At 52.2% G+C, this 17904-nt stretch carries 14 protein-coding genes; 4 read left to right on the top strand and 10 right to left on the bottom strand.

Annotated elements, in window-relative coordinates; all coding sequences use genetic code 11:
• Positions 1 to 63 precede the first annotated feature (63 nt).
• Positions 64 to 513 (bottom strand): VOC family metalloprotein YjdN, encoded by a 450-nt coding sequence (gene yjdN, locus IB214_RS22070; protein ID WP_096758652.1) that lies wholly within the window; start codon positions 511 to 513, stop codon positions 64 to 66.
• A 117-nt stretch (positions 514 to 630) separates the two neighbouring features.
• A complete protein-coding gene (locus tag IB214_RS22065) occupies positions 631 to 966 on the bottom strand; it encodes a zinc ribbon domain-containing protein YjdM (protein WP_117343575.1) in 336 nt (111 codons plus the stop codon).
• Between the two features lie 551 nt (positions 967 to 1517).
• Here IB214_RS22065 and crfC point away from each other — a divergent pair.
• Both crfC and IB214_RS22055 read left to right on the top strand, forming a co-directional pair.
• Positions 1518 to 3872 (top strand): clamp-binding protein CrfC, encoded by a 2355-nt coding sequence (gene crfC, locus IB214_RS22060; RefSeq protein WP_117343574.1) that lies wholly within the window; start codon positions 1518 to 1520, stop codon positions 3870 to 3872.
• Positions 3869 to 4762: a diguanylate cyclase regulator RdcB family protein gene (locus IB214_RS22055; protein WP_117343573.1), complete on the top strand. Its 894-nt coding sequence runs from the start codon at positions 3869 to 3871 to the stop codon at positions 4760 to 4762. Before crfC ends, IB214_RS22055 begins: the two co-directional genes overlap by 4 nt.
• A gap of 26 nt (positions 4763 to 4788) precedes the next feature.
• On the opposite strand, the gene kdgT is transcribed toward IB214_RS22055, so the two are convergent.
• The gene (gene kdgT, locus IB214_RS22050) at positions 4789 to 5787 is read right to left on the bottom strand and encodes a 2-keto-3-deoxygluconate transporter (RefSeq protein WP_096758648.1); all 999 of its coding nucleotides are present in this window, start codon (positions 5785 to 5787) and stop codon (positions 4789 to 4791) included.
• A gap of 699 nt (positions 5788 to 6486) precedes the next feature.
• Here kdgT and proP point away from each other — a divergent pair.
• Together proP and pmrR are read left to right on the top strand one after the other, a co-directional pair.
• Positions 6487 to 7989: a glycine betaine/L-proline transporter ProP gene (gene proP / locus IB214_RS22045; protein ID WP_096758647.1), complete on the top strand. Its 1503-nt coding sequence runs from the start codon at positions 6487 to 6489 to the stop codon at positions 7987 to 7989.
• A 157-nt stretch (positions 7990 to 8146) separates the two neighbouring features.
• The gene (gene pmrR / locus IB214_RS22040) at positions 8147 to 8236 is read left to right on the top strand and encodes an LpxT activity modulator PmrR (RefSeq protein ID WP_096758646.1); all 90 of its coding nucleotides are present in this window, start codon (positions 8147 to 8149) and stop codon (positions 8234 to 8236) included.
• Here the strand turns inward: pmrR and pmrB are convergent.
• The 7 genes from pmrB to melR all read right to left on the bottom strand — a co-directional run bounded on the left by pmrB (position 8230) and on the right by melR (position 17699).
• Positions 8230 to 9303 (bottom strand): two-component system sensor histidine kinase PmrB, encoded by a 1074-nt coding sequence (gene pmrB, locus IB214_RS22035; RefSeq protein ID WP_161959047.1) that lies wholly within the window; start codon positions 9301 to 9303, stop codon positions 8230 to 8232. The genes pmrR and pmrB overlap by 7 nt on opposite strands.
• Before the next feature lie 9 nt (positions 9304 to 9312).
• Positions 9313 to 9981, bottom strand: a complete 669-nt coding sequence (pmrA, locus tag IB214_RS22030; RefSeq protein ID WP_117343571.1) for a two-component system response regulator PmrA — start codon at positions 9979 to 9981, stop codon at positions 9313 to 9315.
• Positions 9982 to 9985: 4 nt separating this feature from the next.
• A complete protein-coding gene (gene eptA, locus IB214_RS22025; protein WP_117343570.1) occupies positions 9986 to 11623 on the bottom strand; it encodes a phosphoethanolamine transferase EptA in 1638 nt (545 codons plus the stop codon).
• A gap of 136 nt (positions 11624 to 11759) precedes the next feature.
• Positions 11760 to 13097, bottom strand: coding sequence for an arginine/agmatine antiporter (adiC, locus tag IB214_RS22020; RefSeq protein ID WP_096758642.1), 1338 nt, complete (start codon positions 13095 to 13097; stop codon positions 11760 to 11762).
• Positions 13098 to 13224: 127 nt separating this feature from the next.
• Positions 13225 to 13986, bottom strand: a complete 762-nt coding sequence (locus IB214_RS22015) for an AraC family transcriptional regulator (RefSeq protein ID WP_117343569.1) — start codon at positions 13984 to 13986, stop codon at positions 13225 to 13227.
• Between the two features lie 313 nt (positions 13987 to 14299).
• Positions 14300 to 16567 carry an arginine decarboxylase gene (gene adiA, locus IB214_RS22010; RefSeq protein WP_117343568.1) on the bottom strand — a complete coding sequence of 756 codons (2268 nt, stop codon included), beginning with the start codon at positions 16565 to 16567 and terminating at the stop codon, positions 14300 to 14302.
• Positions 16568 to 16766: 199 nt separating this feature from the next.
• A complete protein-coding gene (melR, locus tag IB214_RS22005; RefSeq protein WP_117343567.1) occupies positions 16767 to 17699 on the bottom strand; it encodes a transcriptional regulator MelR in 933 nt (310 codons plus the stop codon).
• Positions 17700 to 17904 lie beyond the last annotated feature (205 nt).

Raw genomic sequence — 17904 nt, 5'->3', positions numbered from 1 at the left:
ACTCGAAGATGAAGAGTTGAGCGATATTTGATGACAGTACGGGAGGACAAGCCTCCCGTAGGATTACTCCGTGGGGGGCTGCTGTTGTTTGACGACGTTGATCATCCACGGCACACCGTACTGGTCGGTGACTTTACCGAAACCGTGCGCCCAGAATGTTTCCTGCCAGTCCATTTCGATTTGACCTGTTGCTGCCAGGTTGTCAAACCAGCGCTTCCCTTCGTTGACATCCTGCGTGTCGAGGACCAGCGTGAAGCCGGAGTAATGGGCTTTTCCCGTCGCGACGCCGTCGCTCATCATGATGTCGCTGCCCGCAACGCGCAGGTTGGCGTGGGCGATGGCGGTATCAGGGAATTTCATTCCAGAAGGGCAACCCTCTTCACTGTCCTGCGCCGACTGGGGCATTTCACCGAAGTTGATTTTGTAGAGCAGTTCTGCGCCCAGCGTCTGTTGGTAGTACGCAATGGCGTCAGCGCAGTTGCCTGCAAAAGAGATGTAGGGACTTAACGACATGATCTTTACCTCAGGTAAAAGAAGCCCGTTAAGTGTAGTTAGCGTAGGCCTGGTAAGCGAAGCGCCACCGGGCAATAAAAGCCGGATGGCGACTAACGCCTTATCCGGCCAACAAAATTAGTTCTTTTTCACAAACTCGGATTTCAGTTTCATCGGTCCGAATCCATCAATCTTGCAATCGATGTTGTGGTCGCCTTCCACCAGGCGGATGTTTTTCACTTTGGTACCGATCTTCAGCATGGAAGAGCTACCTTTGACCTTCAGATCTTTCACGACGGTTACGCTGTCGCCGTCGGCCAGCAGATTACCGTTAGCGTCTTTCACGATCAGTTCGTCGCCGTCATGCGCAGGTTCAGCATCGTTCCATTCGTGAGCGCATTCCGGGCAGATGAACATGCCGTTATCTTCGTAGGTGTATTCGGAGTTGCATTGTGGGCAGTGTGGTAATGACATGTGGATTTCCTCAAAAGTCAGCAGGGGCAAAAGCGCCCAAAAAATGGCAGATTGCCGAAAAAGGCCGCAATTATACATAAAATCCCTGCGGTTGTCGGGACTACTGACTGATTAAGCGCTGAGGCACGGCGCAGATAAAGGTCTCAATACCTGTACTTTCCACTACTTGCACGTTTGGCGGAATATTTTTTAAGGGAAATTGCTCCGCTTTGTTATTTAAGTTAAGGTGAGGCGAACCACCTGATATTCATTGATAACATGGCTCTCAGAATGGCTTAGTTATTGTAAGTGGATATCGCATCCCCCTTAATTTAGGTAGGGGAATTAAACTGGCATTTTTCAAAACTGAACTACTCTGTTTATCTTTCTTACTTATTACAGTAAGGGAGAGGCATCGGGCCAGCGGTTATAAAACAAATTTAATTTAATAATATCAATTAGTTATTTTGATTTTAATTATTTCCACACGTAATGATAAAAGCCGAAAATTCATAAATAAAAAGATTTGGCTGAATAAAAGTAAGATTATTTGCGTTAAGGAAAAATTTTCCATGTACACACAGACAATATATGAATTAAGTCAGGAAGCTGAACGCTTGCTGATGCTCTCTCTTGACCATCTCAGGCAGTTGAAAAAATTGCCGACGACGTCGTTGGATGATGTCGCGTTGAAAAAAGGTGAGCATAGCGGGCACGTACAGCCCCTGCATTTCACTGCGCGTGGCATGGATGTCCAGCAAGCAACGCTCAATAATGAGCTACGGAAGGTCACGCGTCTGGAAATGGTACTGGCCATTGTCGGCACGATGAAAGCGGGAAAGTCGACGACGATTAATGCGATTGTGGGGACGGAAGTGTTACCCAATCGTAATCGTCCGATGACGGCCCTGCCGACGCTGATCCGCCATACGCCAGGCCAGAAAGATCCGGTGTTGTATTTTTCTCATGTCGCGCCGATTGATGCCTTAATGAAAACCTTGCAGCAGCGTGTGCGCGAGTGCGATCGCCAGTCTCTTAGCCATGAGCTGGAAATTGATAAAGATATGAATACGCTGCTGCTACGTATTGAAAACGGTGTGGCGTTCGAGCGCACCTATTTAGGTGCCGAACCTATTTTCCAGTGCCTCAAGAGCCTGAACGATCTGGTGCGTCTGTCAAAAGCGCTGGAGGTTGATTTTCCTTTTTCTGCGTATGCCGCCATTGAGCATATTCCGGTGATTGAGATTGAGTTTGTGCATTTGGCCGGGCAGGAAAATTATCCGGGGCAGTTAACCCTGCTGGATACGCCGGGGCCGAATGAAGCCGGACAGCCGCACTTACAAAAGATGCTGAAGGAACAGCTGGCGCGGGCGTCTGCGGTACTGGCGGTGATGGACTATACCCAACTGAAGTCGATTTCGGATGAGGAAGTGCGCCAGGCGATCACCGCGGTGGGTAAATCGGTACCGCTGTATGCCCTGGTCAATAAATTCGATCAAAAAGACCGTAATAGCGATGATGAAGAGCAGGTGCGGGCGCTGATTTCTGGCACGTTGATGAAGGGCTGTATTACGCCTGAGCGTATTTATCCGGTGTCTTCCATGTGGGGGTATCTGGCGAACCGCGCACGTCATGAACTGATGACTCACGGGCGGCTGCCGGATCACCAGCAACAACGTTGGGTACAGGATTTTGCCGAAGCGGCGCTGGGTCGGCGTTGGCGTACCGCCGATCTGGATGATACCGAGCATATTCGGCATGCTGCCGATTTACTGTGGCAAGACTCGCTGTTTGAGCAGCCGATTCAGAATGTTATTTATGCCGCCTACGCGAATGCCTCGCTCTATGCGCTCCGCTCCGCGTCCCATAAGCTGTTGAACTATGCGCAAAGCGCACACGAATACCTTGAGTTTCGCTATCACGGATTAACGGTCGCGTGTGACAAGCTGCAGCTGAACATCGACCATATTGAAGAGGATATGCAGCAGATCCTGGTGGGTCAGGAGCAGGTCAGCGATGAGGTTAAACACGAAGTTGATCTGGCACTGGAGGCGACCACCGCGTTTCTCAATCAGCAGCAGGCTGAGATCCTGGGCAGTATCGATAGGCTGTTTGAAAAAGAAAGCGTGCTGAGGATGTCACGACACGGTATGGGGTCGGGCGTTGCGGCGGCGGAAATGGCCGGAGAAATGCTGGTGCTGCATGATGAAGGGCAAGCGAAAATTGTGTTAGATAAAATTCGTTCCGCCTGTGAAGTCGTCCTGCTGGCGGCACAGGAGAGTATCAGCCGCGATTTAGCCCTGCGCTTTGAGCAACTTGAGTCGACGTTGTCGCGGGCGTTAAATGACGCCATACGACCCATTGAGCAGCGGGTGAAAGAGGAGTTAAGCCATGCCGGATTCCGTGCCCGGATCCGCTTTCCGGCGTTTCATTCGGCGATGTTTAACTTCAATACCCGCCAGTTGTTTAACGAAGCGATTGAGCAGGATACGCCGTTGGATGAAGGCACATCCTCCGCGGGCGGAGTGCGGGATACGTTCTCACGTTGGCTGAATCAGCCGAACTGGGGATGGAATGATGATGTCGCCGCAAAAACGCGGTACCTGATAGATATCAACGCACTGCACAACAGCCTTGGGCAGTACGTTACGCTGTTTTGCCAACAAATTCGTAAAGCTTTAGTGGCGCAGGTCGATATTTCTGTTACGGCTGGCATGGCGACGTTTTTTGCCGATTTCTCGCTGTGTCTGACGCAATTGCAGGCGAGCCTGCGTGAGAGTCTGATCCTGCGTCAGCAAAATGAATCTGCTGTGAGCGCATTGAGTGAACAACTGCAGCACCGTATTACGATTGCGTCATGGATTTATGAAGACTCCCGCTTGCTACGTGATGATATCCATACCCTTTTTGCAGCTGAGCATACATGACTAACGTGTTACTGGAAGGCCCCGGGCGGGCGCTGGAGTGCGTCTACCCAAAGTTTATGGTCGATCTGGTTCAGGGAGATGAAACCAAACGTTCCGGCGGTTTTCTGCAACAGCAGCAGCGTCTGCGCGCGCGCCTGACGCAGGAAGTGTTATCCCAGACACAGCTGCAGGCGTGGGTTCTGGCGGGCGTCTCCAGCGAGAATCTGATGATGCGCCTGAAGCTGGTGGAAAAACTGGCGAGCATGATTGACCCCGGTCATCTGGCGCTGGTGCGTATTACCGAAGGATTGGCGTTCCTGCAAGAGACGGAACGTCCGCGCGGGCAATCCACGCCCGGCATTATGCAGCAGATCAATACGCTCTCCAGCTGGTTTAGCCAACGCAGTGCTTATAAAGAGAAGGCGCTGACGCAGCGTGGGCTGACCGTTCAGGCAGGTGAGCACAGCGAACAAATTTTTACCCGTTGGCGGGCGGGGGCGTATGACGGCTGGTCGCTGCCGGGGCGTTGTTTTGTCGCGCTGGAAGAGCTGCGCTGGGGCGCGTTTGGTGATGCTTGTCGGCTGGGCAATGCCGATGTGGTGGCGATGCTCAAAGATAATCTACGCACTATGGCGACCCAGTCGCTGGCGCACAGTGTGAATGCCGCACCCACCACGCGTCATTATTATCATCAATGGCTCAGTTCACCTACCGCAGGGGGATCACGCGAGCATAACGATATGCTGAGTTGGTTGGGCGACTGGTGTGATATGGAGCAGCATCCGGTGAGCGGGTCGGTGACGCAGCGTTGGCAAAATGTGGCGCTGGGGATGCCGCGACTGTGTTCGGCGAAGCGACTGGTGGATGCGATGGTTGAGGAGATTTTTGCACCGTCCCCTCGCAGAGGTTGAGAAGGGACGGTGAGTACGCGGCGGACTTAGTGGTGTAACGAGTCTGCCGGTGCGGTTGTCGATTCTGTGACGACCGGTGTTTTGTTAAAACGTTTGGCGTACAGGGCGGTGATAATCGGGACCAGAATCGCCGTGACAATCACGCTGGCGGCAACCAACGCGGTCGCGGAGGCGGCAACCGGTTCAAATGCCGGGTTAATCTGGGCGATAATGACCGGGTTTGCTACCGCAGCACCGGCTGCAGAAGACGCCGCTACGCCCGCCGTACCGTTCCCGCCACCAATCACACGGTCAGCAATAATCAGCGGGATACCGGTAATCACGATGACCGCGACACCCAGCAGGATACCCAGCAGACCGGTATCAACGATAACGCTCAGGTTAATGGTGTTCCCCAGTGCGAAACCGAAGAACGGAATCAGTACCGGCGTCGCTTTGCTGAAGAAAGTACGCAGGTCGTGATCCAGGTTACCCAACGTAAAACCAATCAGGAACGGTAATACGGCGCCAACGAAATGGTGTGGCTCAAAGGAGGCGAGACCTGCAGAACCCAGAATGACCATGGTCATCAGCGGGCCGGATTCCAGAGACATCAGGACAAATGCGCCGGACTCTTCTTTAGTACCGTACTGGTTCATCAGGCTGGCGTACAGACCGCCGTTGGTCATGTCCATTGCAGAGACAATTGCCAGGACGGAAAGACCCGCAAAGAATCCTGTTTGAATACCGGTATCAGGAATGAATGATGCGGCGATCATTGCCACTGCCCAGGCCACGGCGATTTTGGTTAATACCAGCGTACCGGACTTGCGTAATACCGTGCCGGTTGCCCGTAAATCAATAGAAGCACCAATACAAAAGAACCACACGGCCAGAATGGGAACGGTGCCGCTAATCATCCCTTTAGTAAATGAACCGAAATACGCACCGGTATCGGGAGCTAACGTATTTAACACCGCACCTAATAACAGAGGAATCAACATCATTCCGCCGGGGATGCGTTCAATCGTGGCCTTAATTTTCATAAACGTCCTCATATCTTATCGCCGATGATAAATGCGCAATAAAACAAAATATTATTTAAATTCAACAAGTTATTCGTAAGTCTTAACAAAGAAAAAAAGCTATCTCTTTGTTTTTTAAAATCTAACGCGGCATACGTTGAGCATGTCATTGCCCCCAGGGATAGTGCGTCTGGAATTAGTGTGCATTCATAAGAACGATGATTCAATCAAAATAAAACAGCGTTTTAGTTATCTTCATCACATATTTCATGCAAAAATTCCTAAAGCTTCCGATTATTAAAAAACCTGTGAATAAGTTGTAACGGGATTAGGTGTTTTTTTGCCTGGCAGGGTAATAATGACGTTCGTGATTGTTGATGCTGAAAAGCGATTTTTACTTGTAGTAAATAGGGAATTAATCGCAACCCTGGTGTGTAAAAAAGTTGACTAAGAATGACCTTATTTACGCAGGTTGACGAAATGAAATACTATGTGTGAAGTTGATCACAGATTTAAACACTGTTAGGGTAAAGAGGTCATTAACCGCCCAATCAGGCGTCAACAGGTTCGGTTGTACTGCGCATTGCCGTTCAGTGTAAGTAAACCTGCTACGCTTGTTACAGGGATTGCGCCTGTGCATTCCCCGCTCGGCGATGACCTTAGCGCATGCTGCGTTGGGAGAGTCTCGTGCGCGACAGGGCTAAGTCTATGAGGACTGGTATGCTAAAAAGGAAAAAAATAAAACCCATTACGCTTCGCGACGTCACCATTATTGATGACGGTAAACTGCGAAAAGCCATTACCGCAGCGTCGCTGGGTAATGCGATGGAATGGTTCGATTTTGGCGTTTATGGATTTGTTGCTTACGCATTAGGTAAAGTGTTCTTTCCGGGGGCTGACCCCAGCGTGCAGATGGTTGCTGCACTCGCCACCTTCTCCGTTCCCTTTCTGATTCGACCGCTTGGCGGACTGTTCTTCGGTATGCTCGGCGATAAATACGGTCGCCAGAAGATCCTCGCTATCACCATTGTCATTATGTCGATAAGCACCTTCTGTATTGGGCTTATCCCGTCGTATGCCTCGATTGGTATCTGGGCGCCAATATTGCTGTTGCTGTGTAAGATGGCGCAGGGATTCTCGGTGGGCGGGGAATACACCGGTGCTTCGATTTTCGTCGCGGAATATTCCCCGGACCGTAAGCGCGGATTTATGGGCAGCTGGCTGGACTTTGGCTCGATTGCCGGGTTTGTGCTGGGTGCGGGCGTAGTCGTGCTGATCTCGACCGTCGTCGGTGAGGAAAACTTCCTTGAGTGGGGCTGGCGTATTCCGTTCTTTATCGCGCTGCCGTTAGGACTGATTGGTTTGTATCTGCGCCACGCGCTGGAAGAAACCCCGGCGTTTCAGCAGCATGTCGATAAGCTGGAACAGGGCGATCGCCAGGGGCTGCAGGAAGGGCCGAAGGTTTCGTTTAAAGAAATCGCCACTAAACACTGGCGTAGTCTGCTGGCGTGTACCGGTCTGGTGATTGCCACCAACGTCACCTATTACATGCTGCTCACCTACATGCCGAGCTATCTGTCGCATAACCTGCATTACTCTGAAGATCATGGTGTGCTGATTATTATCGCCATTATGATTGGTATGCTGTTTGTGCAACCGATAATGGGGCTGCTGAGTGACCGTTTCGGGCGTCGACCGTTTGTGATCATGGGCAGTATTGCGCTGTTTGTGCTGGCCATCCCGGCCTTCATCCTGATTAACAGTAACGTCATCGGCCTGATTTTTGCCGGTTTACTGATGCTGGCGGTGATCCTCAACTGCTTTACCGGGGTGATGGCGTCAACGTTACCGGCAATGTTCCCGACGCACATTCGTTACAGTGCGCTGGCTGCGGCATTTAATATTTCGGTACTGATTGCTGGTCTGACACCGACGCTGGCCGCCTGGCTGGTGGAAAGTTCGCAGAACCTGATGATGCCGGCTTACTATCTGATGGTGGTTGCGGTGGTCGGTTTAATTACCGGTATAACCATGAAAGAGACCGCTAACCAGCCGCTGAAAGGGGCGACGCCTGCCGCTTCGGATATTCAGGAAGCGAAAGAAATCCTCGGCGAGCACTACGATAATATCGAGCAGAAGATTGAAGATATCGATCAGGAAATTGCGGATTTGCAGGTTAAGCGTTCACGCCTGGTCCAGCAGCATCCGCGTATTGATGAGTAATCGTGTTACTGCCTGATGGCGCGCAGCTTTCAGGCCTACGGGTAGCGTTGTACTCAGTAGGCCGGATAAGGCGTTAGCCGCCATCCGGCGCGTGGCCTTAAGGTTGGCTTAATCTCTGTCAGGCAAACTCTCCTCCATACTATCGGAGGAGAGTGTCATGAAAACCCGTATCTATGAAAGTTTAACCACCGTGTGCAGCCTGCTGATTGTGAGCAGCTTTGTGTACGTGTGGGTGAGCTCTTACTGATCTTTCTCCAGTACTACGCTGGCTCGGGTGCCGGTGGCCCCAGTACGATTTTGCAAAAAGAATTGCCCGCGATGGAGCTGGGTGATGCGGCTGACAATGCTCAGCCCCAGTCCAATACCGCCAAAACGACTGTCCATGCGCACAAATGCTTTGCTTAACTCCCCGCATTTACTTTCATCAATGCCCGGCCCTTCGTCTTCAACGACCATCCGCGCTTCCGGGCTAGTATTCAGGCTAATTCTAATATTACTGCCCTCCGGGCTGTAACGATGCGCGTTTTCGATTAAGTTACGCAGCAGCATACGCAACAGCGTAACGTCGCCACGCACCACGACATCGGTAGCGCTCTCGGGTAATAGAAGCGTTTGTTGCCGCTGATCCAGCATGGTGCTGAGTTCATCGTAGGCAGGCAGTATGACGTCCTCCAGCAGTTTGACATGCTGGTAATTCCCCGCTGAAAACGACTGACCCACGCGGGCAAGCTGCAGCAGCTGCGACACGCAGTCCATCATTTGGTCTAAGCGGGCAATAAGCGGTGAAACGTCCACGTTGTGGGTTTTTGACAGTAATTCCAGGTGCAGGCGAACGCCAGATAACGGTGTGCGCAGCTCGTGAGCGACGTCGGCAGTAAACAGACGCTCATTGTCGAGAGTGTTGGTGAGTCGCGTCACCAGCTGATTCAGTGCCGTGACGACCGCCTGTATCTCAACGGTAGAGCTGCGGATCTCTATAGGGGTCAGGTTATCGGCCGTGCGCGCTTCTAACTCTTTTTGCAGGTTGGCAAGCGGGCGGGTGATCCGTCGCACTGCCTGATAGCAAATCAGCAGCGTCAGGCTGACCATAAAGAGACCGGGGACGATCAGGCTGGCGATGGCCTCGCGGATCTCATGCATGATGTGGCGATCGTTGTTACGGTTTTCGCGTAACGCCTGTTCGAACAGCTGTATTTGTTCGGTGCTCTCATGCCACAGCCAGAAGGTGCTAATCAGCTGAAAGACCACCAGAATCAGGCCGATCGTTATCATCAAGCGATGGCGCAGGGGCAGCGGCTGTTTTAAATAACGTATCAGCTTCACTTAGCTTTCCTCAGTGGCAACCAGCATGTAGCCAAATCCCCTGACCGTGCGAATACGGGCTTTACCCACTTTATCGCGCAGGTTGTGAATGTGAACTTCCAGCGTATTGGTCGACGGTTCGTTATCCCAGCTGTAGATATCGTTATACAGGATTTCCCGGTGTACCGGGCTGCCCGCTTTGAGCATCAAGCGCGACAGCAGCGCGTACTCTTTCGGCGTTAAGATAACCTCTTGCCCGTCCATCCATACCTGGCGACGACCAATGTTCAGCGTCAGGTTACCGACAGTCAACTCGCTCTCGCCCTGATTGTTATGGCGGCGCAGCAAGGCCCGAATACGGGCATGCAGTTCTTCCAGCGCGAACGGTTTGACCAGATAGTCATCGGCACCGACGTCCAGCCCGGCAACCCGGTCTTTGAGCGTATCGCGGGCGGTGAGGATCAGTACCGGAATCGTGTATTTTTTCTGCCTGATGCGGTTGAGAAAGTGCAGGCCGTCTTCATCAGGTAAACCGAGATCCAGTACCACCAGACTATAATGCCCGGTCTCCAGACATTGCTCTGCGGCACGGGCGGTTGACACGCCGTCGCAGGCATAGCCTTCCGTTTGGGCGGCAAGGATCAGTCCCTGTAATAACAGCGTATCGTCTTCAACAATCAGAATTTTCATTCAGTTAGCCTCCCCGGCATGGGTGCAGAATATCATCTGCCGCCTGGTAATTCCTGGTCTGTACGCCCGTTAATCCCAGCAGGGTGGAGAACAGATTATCTTGTGAGAAGTCTTCTGCGCTGGCCCGTTTTTGCAAACATGTTTGCGAGATCTGGTAGCGCTGCTGGTAGTCCTCTGACAACCACAGCAGCATCGGTACATGCTTTTGTGTTTCTGGCGCGATGGAATACGGCAGGCCGTGTAAATAGACGCCGTTTTCCCCTAACGATTCACCGTGATCGGAAAGATAGACCAGGCTGGTGGTGAAATTGTCCTGATGCGCTTTCAGTATATTGATTGCTTTATCAACAATATAATCAACATACAGGATGGTATTGTCGTAGGTATTCACCAGTTGTTGCTGCGAGCAGGTTTGGATCTCATTGGTGTCGCAGGTTGGGGTGAATTTCTTGAACTGCGGCGGATAGCGGTTGTAATAGGTCGGGCCATGGCTGCCGATGGTGTGCAGCACAATCACGCCGTCGCCCTGAAGATGGTTAATGTACTCTTCCAGCCCGTGGAACAGAACGTCGTCGTAGCATTCACCGTCGATGCACTGCCCCGGCAGATTTAGCTTGGTCATATTCTGATGCGGTACGCGATCGCATGCGCCTTTACAGCCGCCGTCGTTATCATTCCACAGCACGTTGATTCCCGCCCGCTGAATGACATCAAGTACGCCTTCCTGGTGGTGCGCCAGCTCTTCATCGTAGTGTGCACGCGGCATGTCGGAGAACATGCAGGGGACGGACACCGCCGTCGCCGTCCCGCAGGACGTGGTGCGCGGGAAATAGACCACGTCATCTTTTTCCAGCCGCGGGTTGGTCTGGCGTGAATACCCCGACAGCGAGAAGTTATCCCCGCGCGAGGTTTCTCCCAGCACCACGATGGTGAGATTTTTACGCTTTTCTTTCAGCATTAACGGATTGCGGTGGGCATCTTCGCCAATACGCACCAGCGGCAAATCGGCCAGGCGCTGGTGTGAATACCAGGACGAAGTGGCGACGATGCTGTTGGACGGGCTGAGGGATTTAACCAGCTCTTTGTTGTTGCGAAACAGTGAGGCGTAATCTTTGTAGAAGAAGGTGGCGACCAGCACGATCAGCAGTACCGAGACCAGGATATTTGCCCCCCGGTACAGCACGCTACGCAATACCGGTGTCGTTGGTTTAATTTTGATCAAGCAGGCGATGATCGCCGCCAGAATACCGCTTATCCCGAGCGTGATGATCATTTGCGGCGTCAGCAAGGCGAAGGTTTCAGCGGGCGTGGTATCCATCATATTGGCGATCATCGAGCGGTCAATGATGATGCCGTAGGTCATGATGAAATATTGGGCAGAGGCACCCACCAGAATGAAAATGCAGGCCAACGGGCGGTTAAGCCACAGGAATGAAGCCAGCGTCAGCACAATGTTCATGACGCTGAAGGCCACCACCGGCATGGAGAGAAACACCAGCACGTTGCGCAGGGAGTCCAGCGGGAGGTCTTGCAGCACCTGCTTATAGAACGCGACGTTCAGAAAGGTGGCCAGATAAAAAGAGATCAGCAGCAGCCAGCTGATGTGCCCGAGAGTCGGTCTTTTAAACAGGTGCTTTAACATGAAGAGGAAATTCCATCGACTAAGTGGGGCAGATCCTCGCAAAGTAAAGTTAAGCCAACCTTAAGAACTTAAGATTGGCTTAATACCGGATGGCTGCGATGCCTTGTCCGGCCTATATGCACCCCTGCTGCTTACATTAATTATTGTTAACTGGGGCATCCAGTGGATACGGATTTTTATGGATCCGGTTGTAATTAAGGGCATACAGCGCGGTGATGATCATCAGCATCACGAATGACCACATCACTTCTTTGGCACCCGAGCCGACCACTGCCCAGATGCAGTAGATAAATGCCACGAAGGTGACCAGCAAGTACAGAGGACGTGCTTTACCAAAGTGACCATGGCCCAGCAGCAGCAGGGCGGCACAGGTATACAGGTAAGGCACCAGCGTGAAGATGACTGAGACAGAAGAGACCAGACCAAACTCTTTGGCGGCGTTCGGTGACATGCTGCTGAACTGGAAGAGAGTCATCAGGATCCCGACGATAATTAACCCGGCAACCGGCGTACCGGCTTTGTTGACGCGGGCGAAAATCGGTGGGAACAGACCGTCGTCGGCCGCCGCTTTTGCGGTTTGCCCGGCAAGCAACGTCCAGCCGCCCAGTGAGCCGAGACACCCGGCCGCTGCGCAGAAGGAGACAATCGCGCCTGCGGTGTCACCCAATGCCATGCGTGCCGCATCGCCGAATGGTGAAGCCGAAACGCGCAGCGCCGCGTTAGGGATCATGCCCATAATCGCGGTGGTAGAAAGCACGTAGCAGACGGCGGCAATCAGTACCCCGCCAATGGTGGCGATAGGAACGTTACGTTTAGGGTTTTTGACCACGCCCGCAGCCACAGAAGCACTTTCTACCCCGATGAATGACCACAGGGTGACGTTCAAGGTGCTTTGGATCGCGCCGAAGGTGTTCATGCCGCTGACGTTCCAGGCTGCCATATAGGTTTCACCGCGAAACCAGAACCAGCCGAAGACGGCAATCCCGACAATGGGCACCAGTGCCAGCACGGTAGCAATGGCCTGCACGCGGGTGATCATTTTCGGCCCGACGATATTCAGCAACACGAAGACCCACAGTACGGCGACGCAGGTCAGCGTCAACACCAGCGGATCTTTTAAGATGGGGAAAAAGTAGCTCAGGTAACCCACGCCAATGACCACCATCGCGATGTTACCGATCCAGCAGGCCAGCCAGTACAGGACGTTGGTTTGATAGCCTAAGAAGGGACCGAAGCAGCGGCGGGCATACGCGTAAGAACCACCGGGACTGGAGTCTAAGGACGACATTTTGGCGTACACCATCGACAGCGCCAGCGCGCCGATAATCGTGACCAGCCATCCGTAGATTGCAATCCCGCCAGTTGACGCCAGATTGGCGGGTAACAGGAATACACCGGAACCCATAATATTCCCCGACACCATTAAGGTGACGGGGATTAAGCCCACTTTGTGAGCATCAGCATCCGTCGACATATTTCTTAACTCCTGATAAGGATAAATGACGACGTATCATACCTCCGCAGAAGATGATTGAATTATGGCGAAAGGGGAGTATCGCCAATGCTGATATTATTATGGCTTATTGCTAAATGATTAAAAATCAGGCGGCCGTTTGTTCCCGGTGCAGGCTAACATAATGCAGTGGGGTCATCCCGTAGAACTCTTTGAATACAGAGATGAAGTATGACGTACTGTTATATCCGCACAGTTGTGACACCTGAGATATGTTTTTTCCGTCCATCAATAATTGATTGACGGCATAACGCATGCGACAGGTGGTAATTATTTGGCTGTAACTTGTATTTTCATTTTTGAGCTTTTTCTTTAACAAACTGGGGCTCAGGCACAGGCAACTGGCGACCAAACTCAAGTTCCAGTCTTTATGAATATCACTCTCAATGATGTGATAAACGCTGTCGCTAATGCGGCTGCGTAACATATGCATCAGCAGCGGGAGAAACTTTTTGCTGTCGAGAAAGCGTGATAGCACGGTGAACAGCAGTGCACGCGTCCGTTCTGCCTCCCCTTCGTTCAGCGTTTCCATCACGCAGTGCTGGGCGGCGACCCGAAACACATCCGGCGTCAGGCAGGCAGCGGTCATTACCGGGCTGGCACTGCGTTGCCAGAGGGGGATTTGTGAAAGATCTTTATTTAAAAATCGTAAGTAATCTTTAATAATGTCGCGACTGATGTGAACCACCAGGGCGTTATTGAGTGAAGAGAAGTCGATAATATTATTATCACATGCCACCAGTGCCATGTGGTTGGCTTTTAAACTGATGGCTTCTTTACCGTTAATCCTTAACCAAACATCTTTCTCCGTTAATACAACAACACAAGCTTCTTTGCTGCAAACCCTCATACCCGAACTCCTGGAATATGAATATAAAATACCGTCGCTCGCCGAAGGGTGAGTAATACCGGTTAAATGGAATTGTATGATGAATCAAAACCTGCGATAAAATAGCGTGATTCAAAGGAATTACAATATCTGTGGGGATTATTGGGGTGTACATAATAATTTACGCGAGTGGCAACGTGTTTTCGCTGCATAAAAAAAGCGCGGGGTGGCCCCGCGCAAAAGGTATGACAATGTTATTGTTTTGCAGCAATACTCAGGAATTACTCAAGCATGACATGTCTACCTTAAACATCGGACTATCTATAAAGCGACATTATGCTTTCACGCACATGACGTGATACATGCCGTCGATAATTTCCGTTCCTTCGGTTTCATGTTCAAAGCCAGGGAAGTTATGGTCCCAGGATTGCAACGAACGCAGGTAACTTATCTGTGGGCTATTGGCATCGCCAAAGTTTTCCCCGGACAGCAGCATCGGGATTCCCGGTGGGTAAGGGATAACGGAATTGGCGGCAATACGGCCCGGCAGATTTTCGATGGCTACCATCTCAACGTTGTCGCTCACGATCGCGTTATAGGCTTCGCGCGGGGTGATTTCAGCGACAGGCAGGCCGGAGTAGGCCGCATTGAGGCGTCTACCAGGGTTATTTTCTTTCAGCCAGGCGAACATGGTGTCGCCCAGATCGTGAATGCCCATGTTGGCGTAAGTGTCAGGATGTTCCTCTACCAGTTCCGGCATCACCTGTGACAGCGGGGTATTGGCATCGTAATGGTGCTTGAAGGAACACAGCGTGTTGATAAGCGTGCCCCATTTCCCGCGGGTGATCCCCATTGAGAACAGAAACATAATCTGGAAGTCGGTGGTGCGGGTCGGTACGATACCGTGACGTCCAAGCCAGGCGGTGACCAGCGCGGCCGGCACGCCATTTTCTTCCAGCTCGCCGTCGTCGCCCATTCCCGGTGCCAGAATGCTGACCTTAATCGGGTCCAGCATGCTCCAGTTATCCGGCAGGTCTTTAAAGCCGTGCCAGGATTCACCCGGGCGCATCACCCAGCAATTCTGGTCGGTGGTCAGCAGTTGGGTCGGAGCATCCGCGAAGTCGTAGGTTTCGCCGGTTTGTGGATCGGTGACCACCTCTTTGTTCCACGGTTTGAAGAACCAGTCGCCCTCGGCGGTGAATTCTTTGTATAACCGCGCCATTGCCTGGCGGAAATCAACCGCTTCGTCGATCACTTCCTGAGTGAGCGACAGGCCGCTATTACCGTCCATCATTGAGACCGCCACGTCGTTTGAGGCGCAGATGGCATACAGCGGTGAGGTGGTGGCGTGCATCATATACGCCTGGTTAAAGCGGGAGAAATTCACCGCTCCACGGCCTTCACGCACGTGGATGTAAGAGGCCTGTGACAGCGCATTCAGCAGTTTGTGGGTGGAGTGCGTGGCAAATACGGTAGGGCCGTTATGGTCGCCCGGCTCTCCACGCATGGCGTAGTGGTCGTTGTAAATCGGGTTGAAGCGCGCATAGCCGTACCAGGCTTCATCGAAGTGTATACGATCGCTGGTTTGTGCCAGCAGGTCTTGCGCTTCTTTCGCGTTGTAGCAGACGCCGTCGTAGGTACAGTTAGTGACCACGCTGTAAGATGGCTTTTGCCCGGCTTTACCTTGCGTCAGCGGGCTTTCGCTGATTTTTTTCTGCAACGTTTCCGGCTGCATTTCCTGCGGGTAGATAGGCCCGATAATGCCGTAACGGTTACGGCTTGGCACCATATACACCGGTTTTGCCCCGGTGAGGATCAGCCCCTGCTCAATCGATTTATGGCAGTTTCGATCCAGAACGACCACGTCGTTGTCGGTCATGCAGGCCTGCATGATGGTGCGGTTAGAGCCGGATGTGCCGACCACTACGGACCACGAACGGTCAGCGCCAAAGACGCGGGCGGCATATTTTTCACTCTCGCCAAATGCGCCGGTGTGGTCAAGCAGTGAGCCGAGAGAGGCGCGTTCGATACCCATATCGCTACGGAACAGATTTTCACCGTAGTAATCATGGTAGAAACGACCCGCAGGGGTTTTGGTAAATCCGACGCCGCCCTGGTGGCCCGGTGCGGCCCAGGAATATTCATGGATGTCGCCGTATTTCATCAATGCGCTGAACAGTGGCGGCAGAAGCTGCTGGCGATAACGGGTCATTGCCGCAACGGCGCGCCCGGCGATAAAGTCGGCAGTATCTTCCAGAATCCAGGCGAATTCATCGACAAGCTCCAGCAGATCGCGATCCAGCGATGCGGTAGCTTTTTCCCGATCACCCAGCAGGAAAACGGGAACATTTTGCTGGCGTTCGTGAAGCTTGCCGATCAATTGCCTGACGTTGAGGTGTTCGTCCTGTTGTTCCATTTGGTAGCTGAACATCAGGCAGTCAATGGCCTCATTGGCGGCCAGGATGGCGTAACCATCATCGAATGATGTGGACTTAATGACGGTCACATTTTGCCGACTTAGAGCGTCCGCCAGACGTTCGACCGCGTGGCCGACCCAGGTGTCCTGATGCAGAAATTCGCTTTCAACAATTAATACTTTCATCGTCTGTTTCCCGTAGTGGAGGATGTGTGACGAGGGCAAGTATTTACCTGATAAATACGGGAGTAAAGGGGGCGAAAATCAGGCGATTTTGTGTTTTTATTTTTTAAAAACAAATGGTTGATTGGTGCATTTGGCGATTTTTCCCCGTCGTTTATCGACAGGGGAATTATTTTTTTGGCTGATAGTGATATTGCCGGGGTCAGAGGGCTGAGGACTGTCGTCTTTGCTGACTCAGTTTGCGGTATTGCTGTGGTGACATGCCGACAAATTTGTTGAAGGTGTCGTAAAAGCGGCTGCTGGAGCGGAACCCGGCGGTCAGCGCCACGTCCAGAATCGTTTTATCGGTATCGCTTAGCAGCGCGCGGACGTGGTTGATCCGCATCGCGGTAATGTACTGCTTCATGGTGAGCTGCATTACGCGCTGGAAAATTCCCATCGCATAGTTGGCATTGAGCTTCACATGCTCCGCGACGTCGTTAATGGTGAGCGCCTGATCGTAGTTGTCGGCAATAAAGCTCAGCATCTGGCTGACATAAAACTGAGCGTGTCGGGAAACGCTGTTTTTGTGCGTGCGCGAGGTTTTATTGACCAGAATCGGCTGCCAGCCCGACAGGCTAAAGCGCTTAAGCATCAGACCAATTTCGTCGATCGCCAACTGGCGAATTTGTTCGTTCGGGCTGTTCACCTCTTGCTGCCAGCGCTGAACTTCAAAGGTGCTGAGCTGTTGCGTCGCCAGTGATTTAATGACCATGCCATGCGTGACGTGGTTGATCAGTTCGCGATCCAGCGGCCAGGAGAGAAACAGGTGCATCGGTAAATTGAAAATCGCCATCTGCTGGCAGGTACCCGGACGGGTGAGCTGGTGCGGCGTACAGGCCCAGAATAATGTGATATGTCCCTGTTTTATCTGCACCACTTCGTTATTGATAACATACTCAACGTCGCCATCGAACGGTACATTCACTTCCACCTGGCCGTGCCAGTGGCTGGAGTCCATGGCATGCGGCGGGCGCAGCTCGATATCCATGCGTTGATACTCTGAGTACAGCGTCAGCGGGCTGCGGGTCTGCTGTTCATCGCTACTGCACATGTGTGGATCGGGAGGGAGAAGCGGTATCGGTAACGTCGTCATGGTCACTCCATTTCCTGAATGCTCAGAATCATGCCATTTGTATACAGATAAGACTGCGAATTGGGACGCAAATTGAGTCATTAGACCTCAGCATAGTAGAGTTTTTGGGCCACATACTCTGCTTTTCGGCTAATTTAATCCCATTAACTCAGATTCTGCGTGGGCAGAAAGGTGATCTGAGTTTTTGGGAATGCTCATTACAGAA

Source organism: Citrobacter sp. C1, from assembly GCF_014596895.2.
Classification (GTDB): Bacteria; Pseudomonadota; Gammaproteobacteria; order Enterobacterales; family Enterobacteriaceae; genus Citrobacter; species Citrobacter gillenii.
Note: the sequence above shows the minus strand (reverse complement) of the source record. Positions and strands in the feature narration are given on the sequence as shown.

Bases quoted from the DNA above. Each gene is read 5' to 3' on its own strand.
- melR (WP_117343567.1), bottom strand. From the start codon at position 17,699: ATGACGACGTTACCGATACCGCTTCTCCCTCCCGATCCACACATGTGC.
- IB214_RS22055 (WP_117343573.1), top strand. From the start codon at position 3,869: ATGACTAACGTGTTACTGGAAGGCCCCGGGCGGGCGCTGGAGTGCGTC.
- eptA (WP_117343570.1), bottom strand. From the start codon at position 11,623: ATGTTAAAGCACCTGTTTAAAAGACCGACTCTCGGGCACATCAGCTGG.
- crfC (WP_117343574.1), top strand. From the start codon at position 1,518: ATGTACACACAGACAATATATGAATTAAGTCAGGAAGCTGAACGCTTG.
- yjdN (WP_096758652.1), bottom strand. From the start codon at position 513: ATGTCGTTAAGTCCCTACATCTCTTTTGCAGGCAACTGCGCTGACGCC.
- kdgT (WP_096758648.1), bottom strand. From the start codon at position 5,787: ATGAAAATTAAGGCCACGATTGAACGCATCCCCGGCGGAATGATGTTG.
- IB214_RS22015 (WP_117343569.1), bottom strand. From the start codon at position 13,986: ATGAGGGTTTGCAGCAAAGAAGCTTGTGTTGTTGTATTAACGGAGAAA.
- proP (WP_096758647.1), top strand. From the start codon at position 6,487: ATGCTAAAAAGGAAAAAAATAAAACCCATTACGCTTCGCGACGTCACC.
- pmrA (WP_117343571.1), bottom strand. From the start codon at position 9,981: ATGAAAATTCTGATTGTTGAAGACGATACGCTGTTATTACAGGGACTG.
- adiA (WP_117343568.1), bottom strand. From the start codon at position 16,567: ATGAAAGTATTAATTGTTGAAAGCGAATTTCTGCATCAGGACACCTGG.
- pmrR (WP_096758646.1), top strand. From the start codon at position 8,147: ATGAAAACCCGTATCTATGAAAGTTTAACCACCGTGTGCAGCCTGCTG.
- IB214_RS22065 (WP_117343575.1), bottom strand. From the start codon at position 966: ATGTCATTACCACACTGCCCACAATGCAACTCCGAATACACCTACGAA.
- adiC (WP_096758642.1), bottom strand. From the start codon at position 13,097: ATGTCGACGGATGCTGATGCTCACAAAGTGGGCTTAATCCCCGTCACC.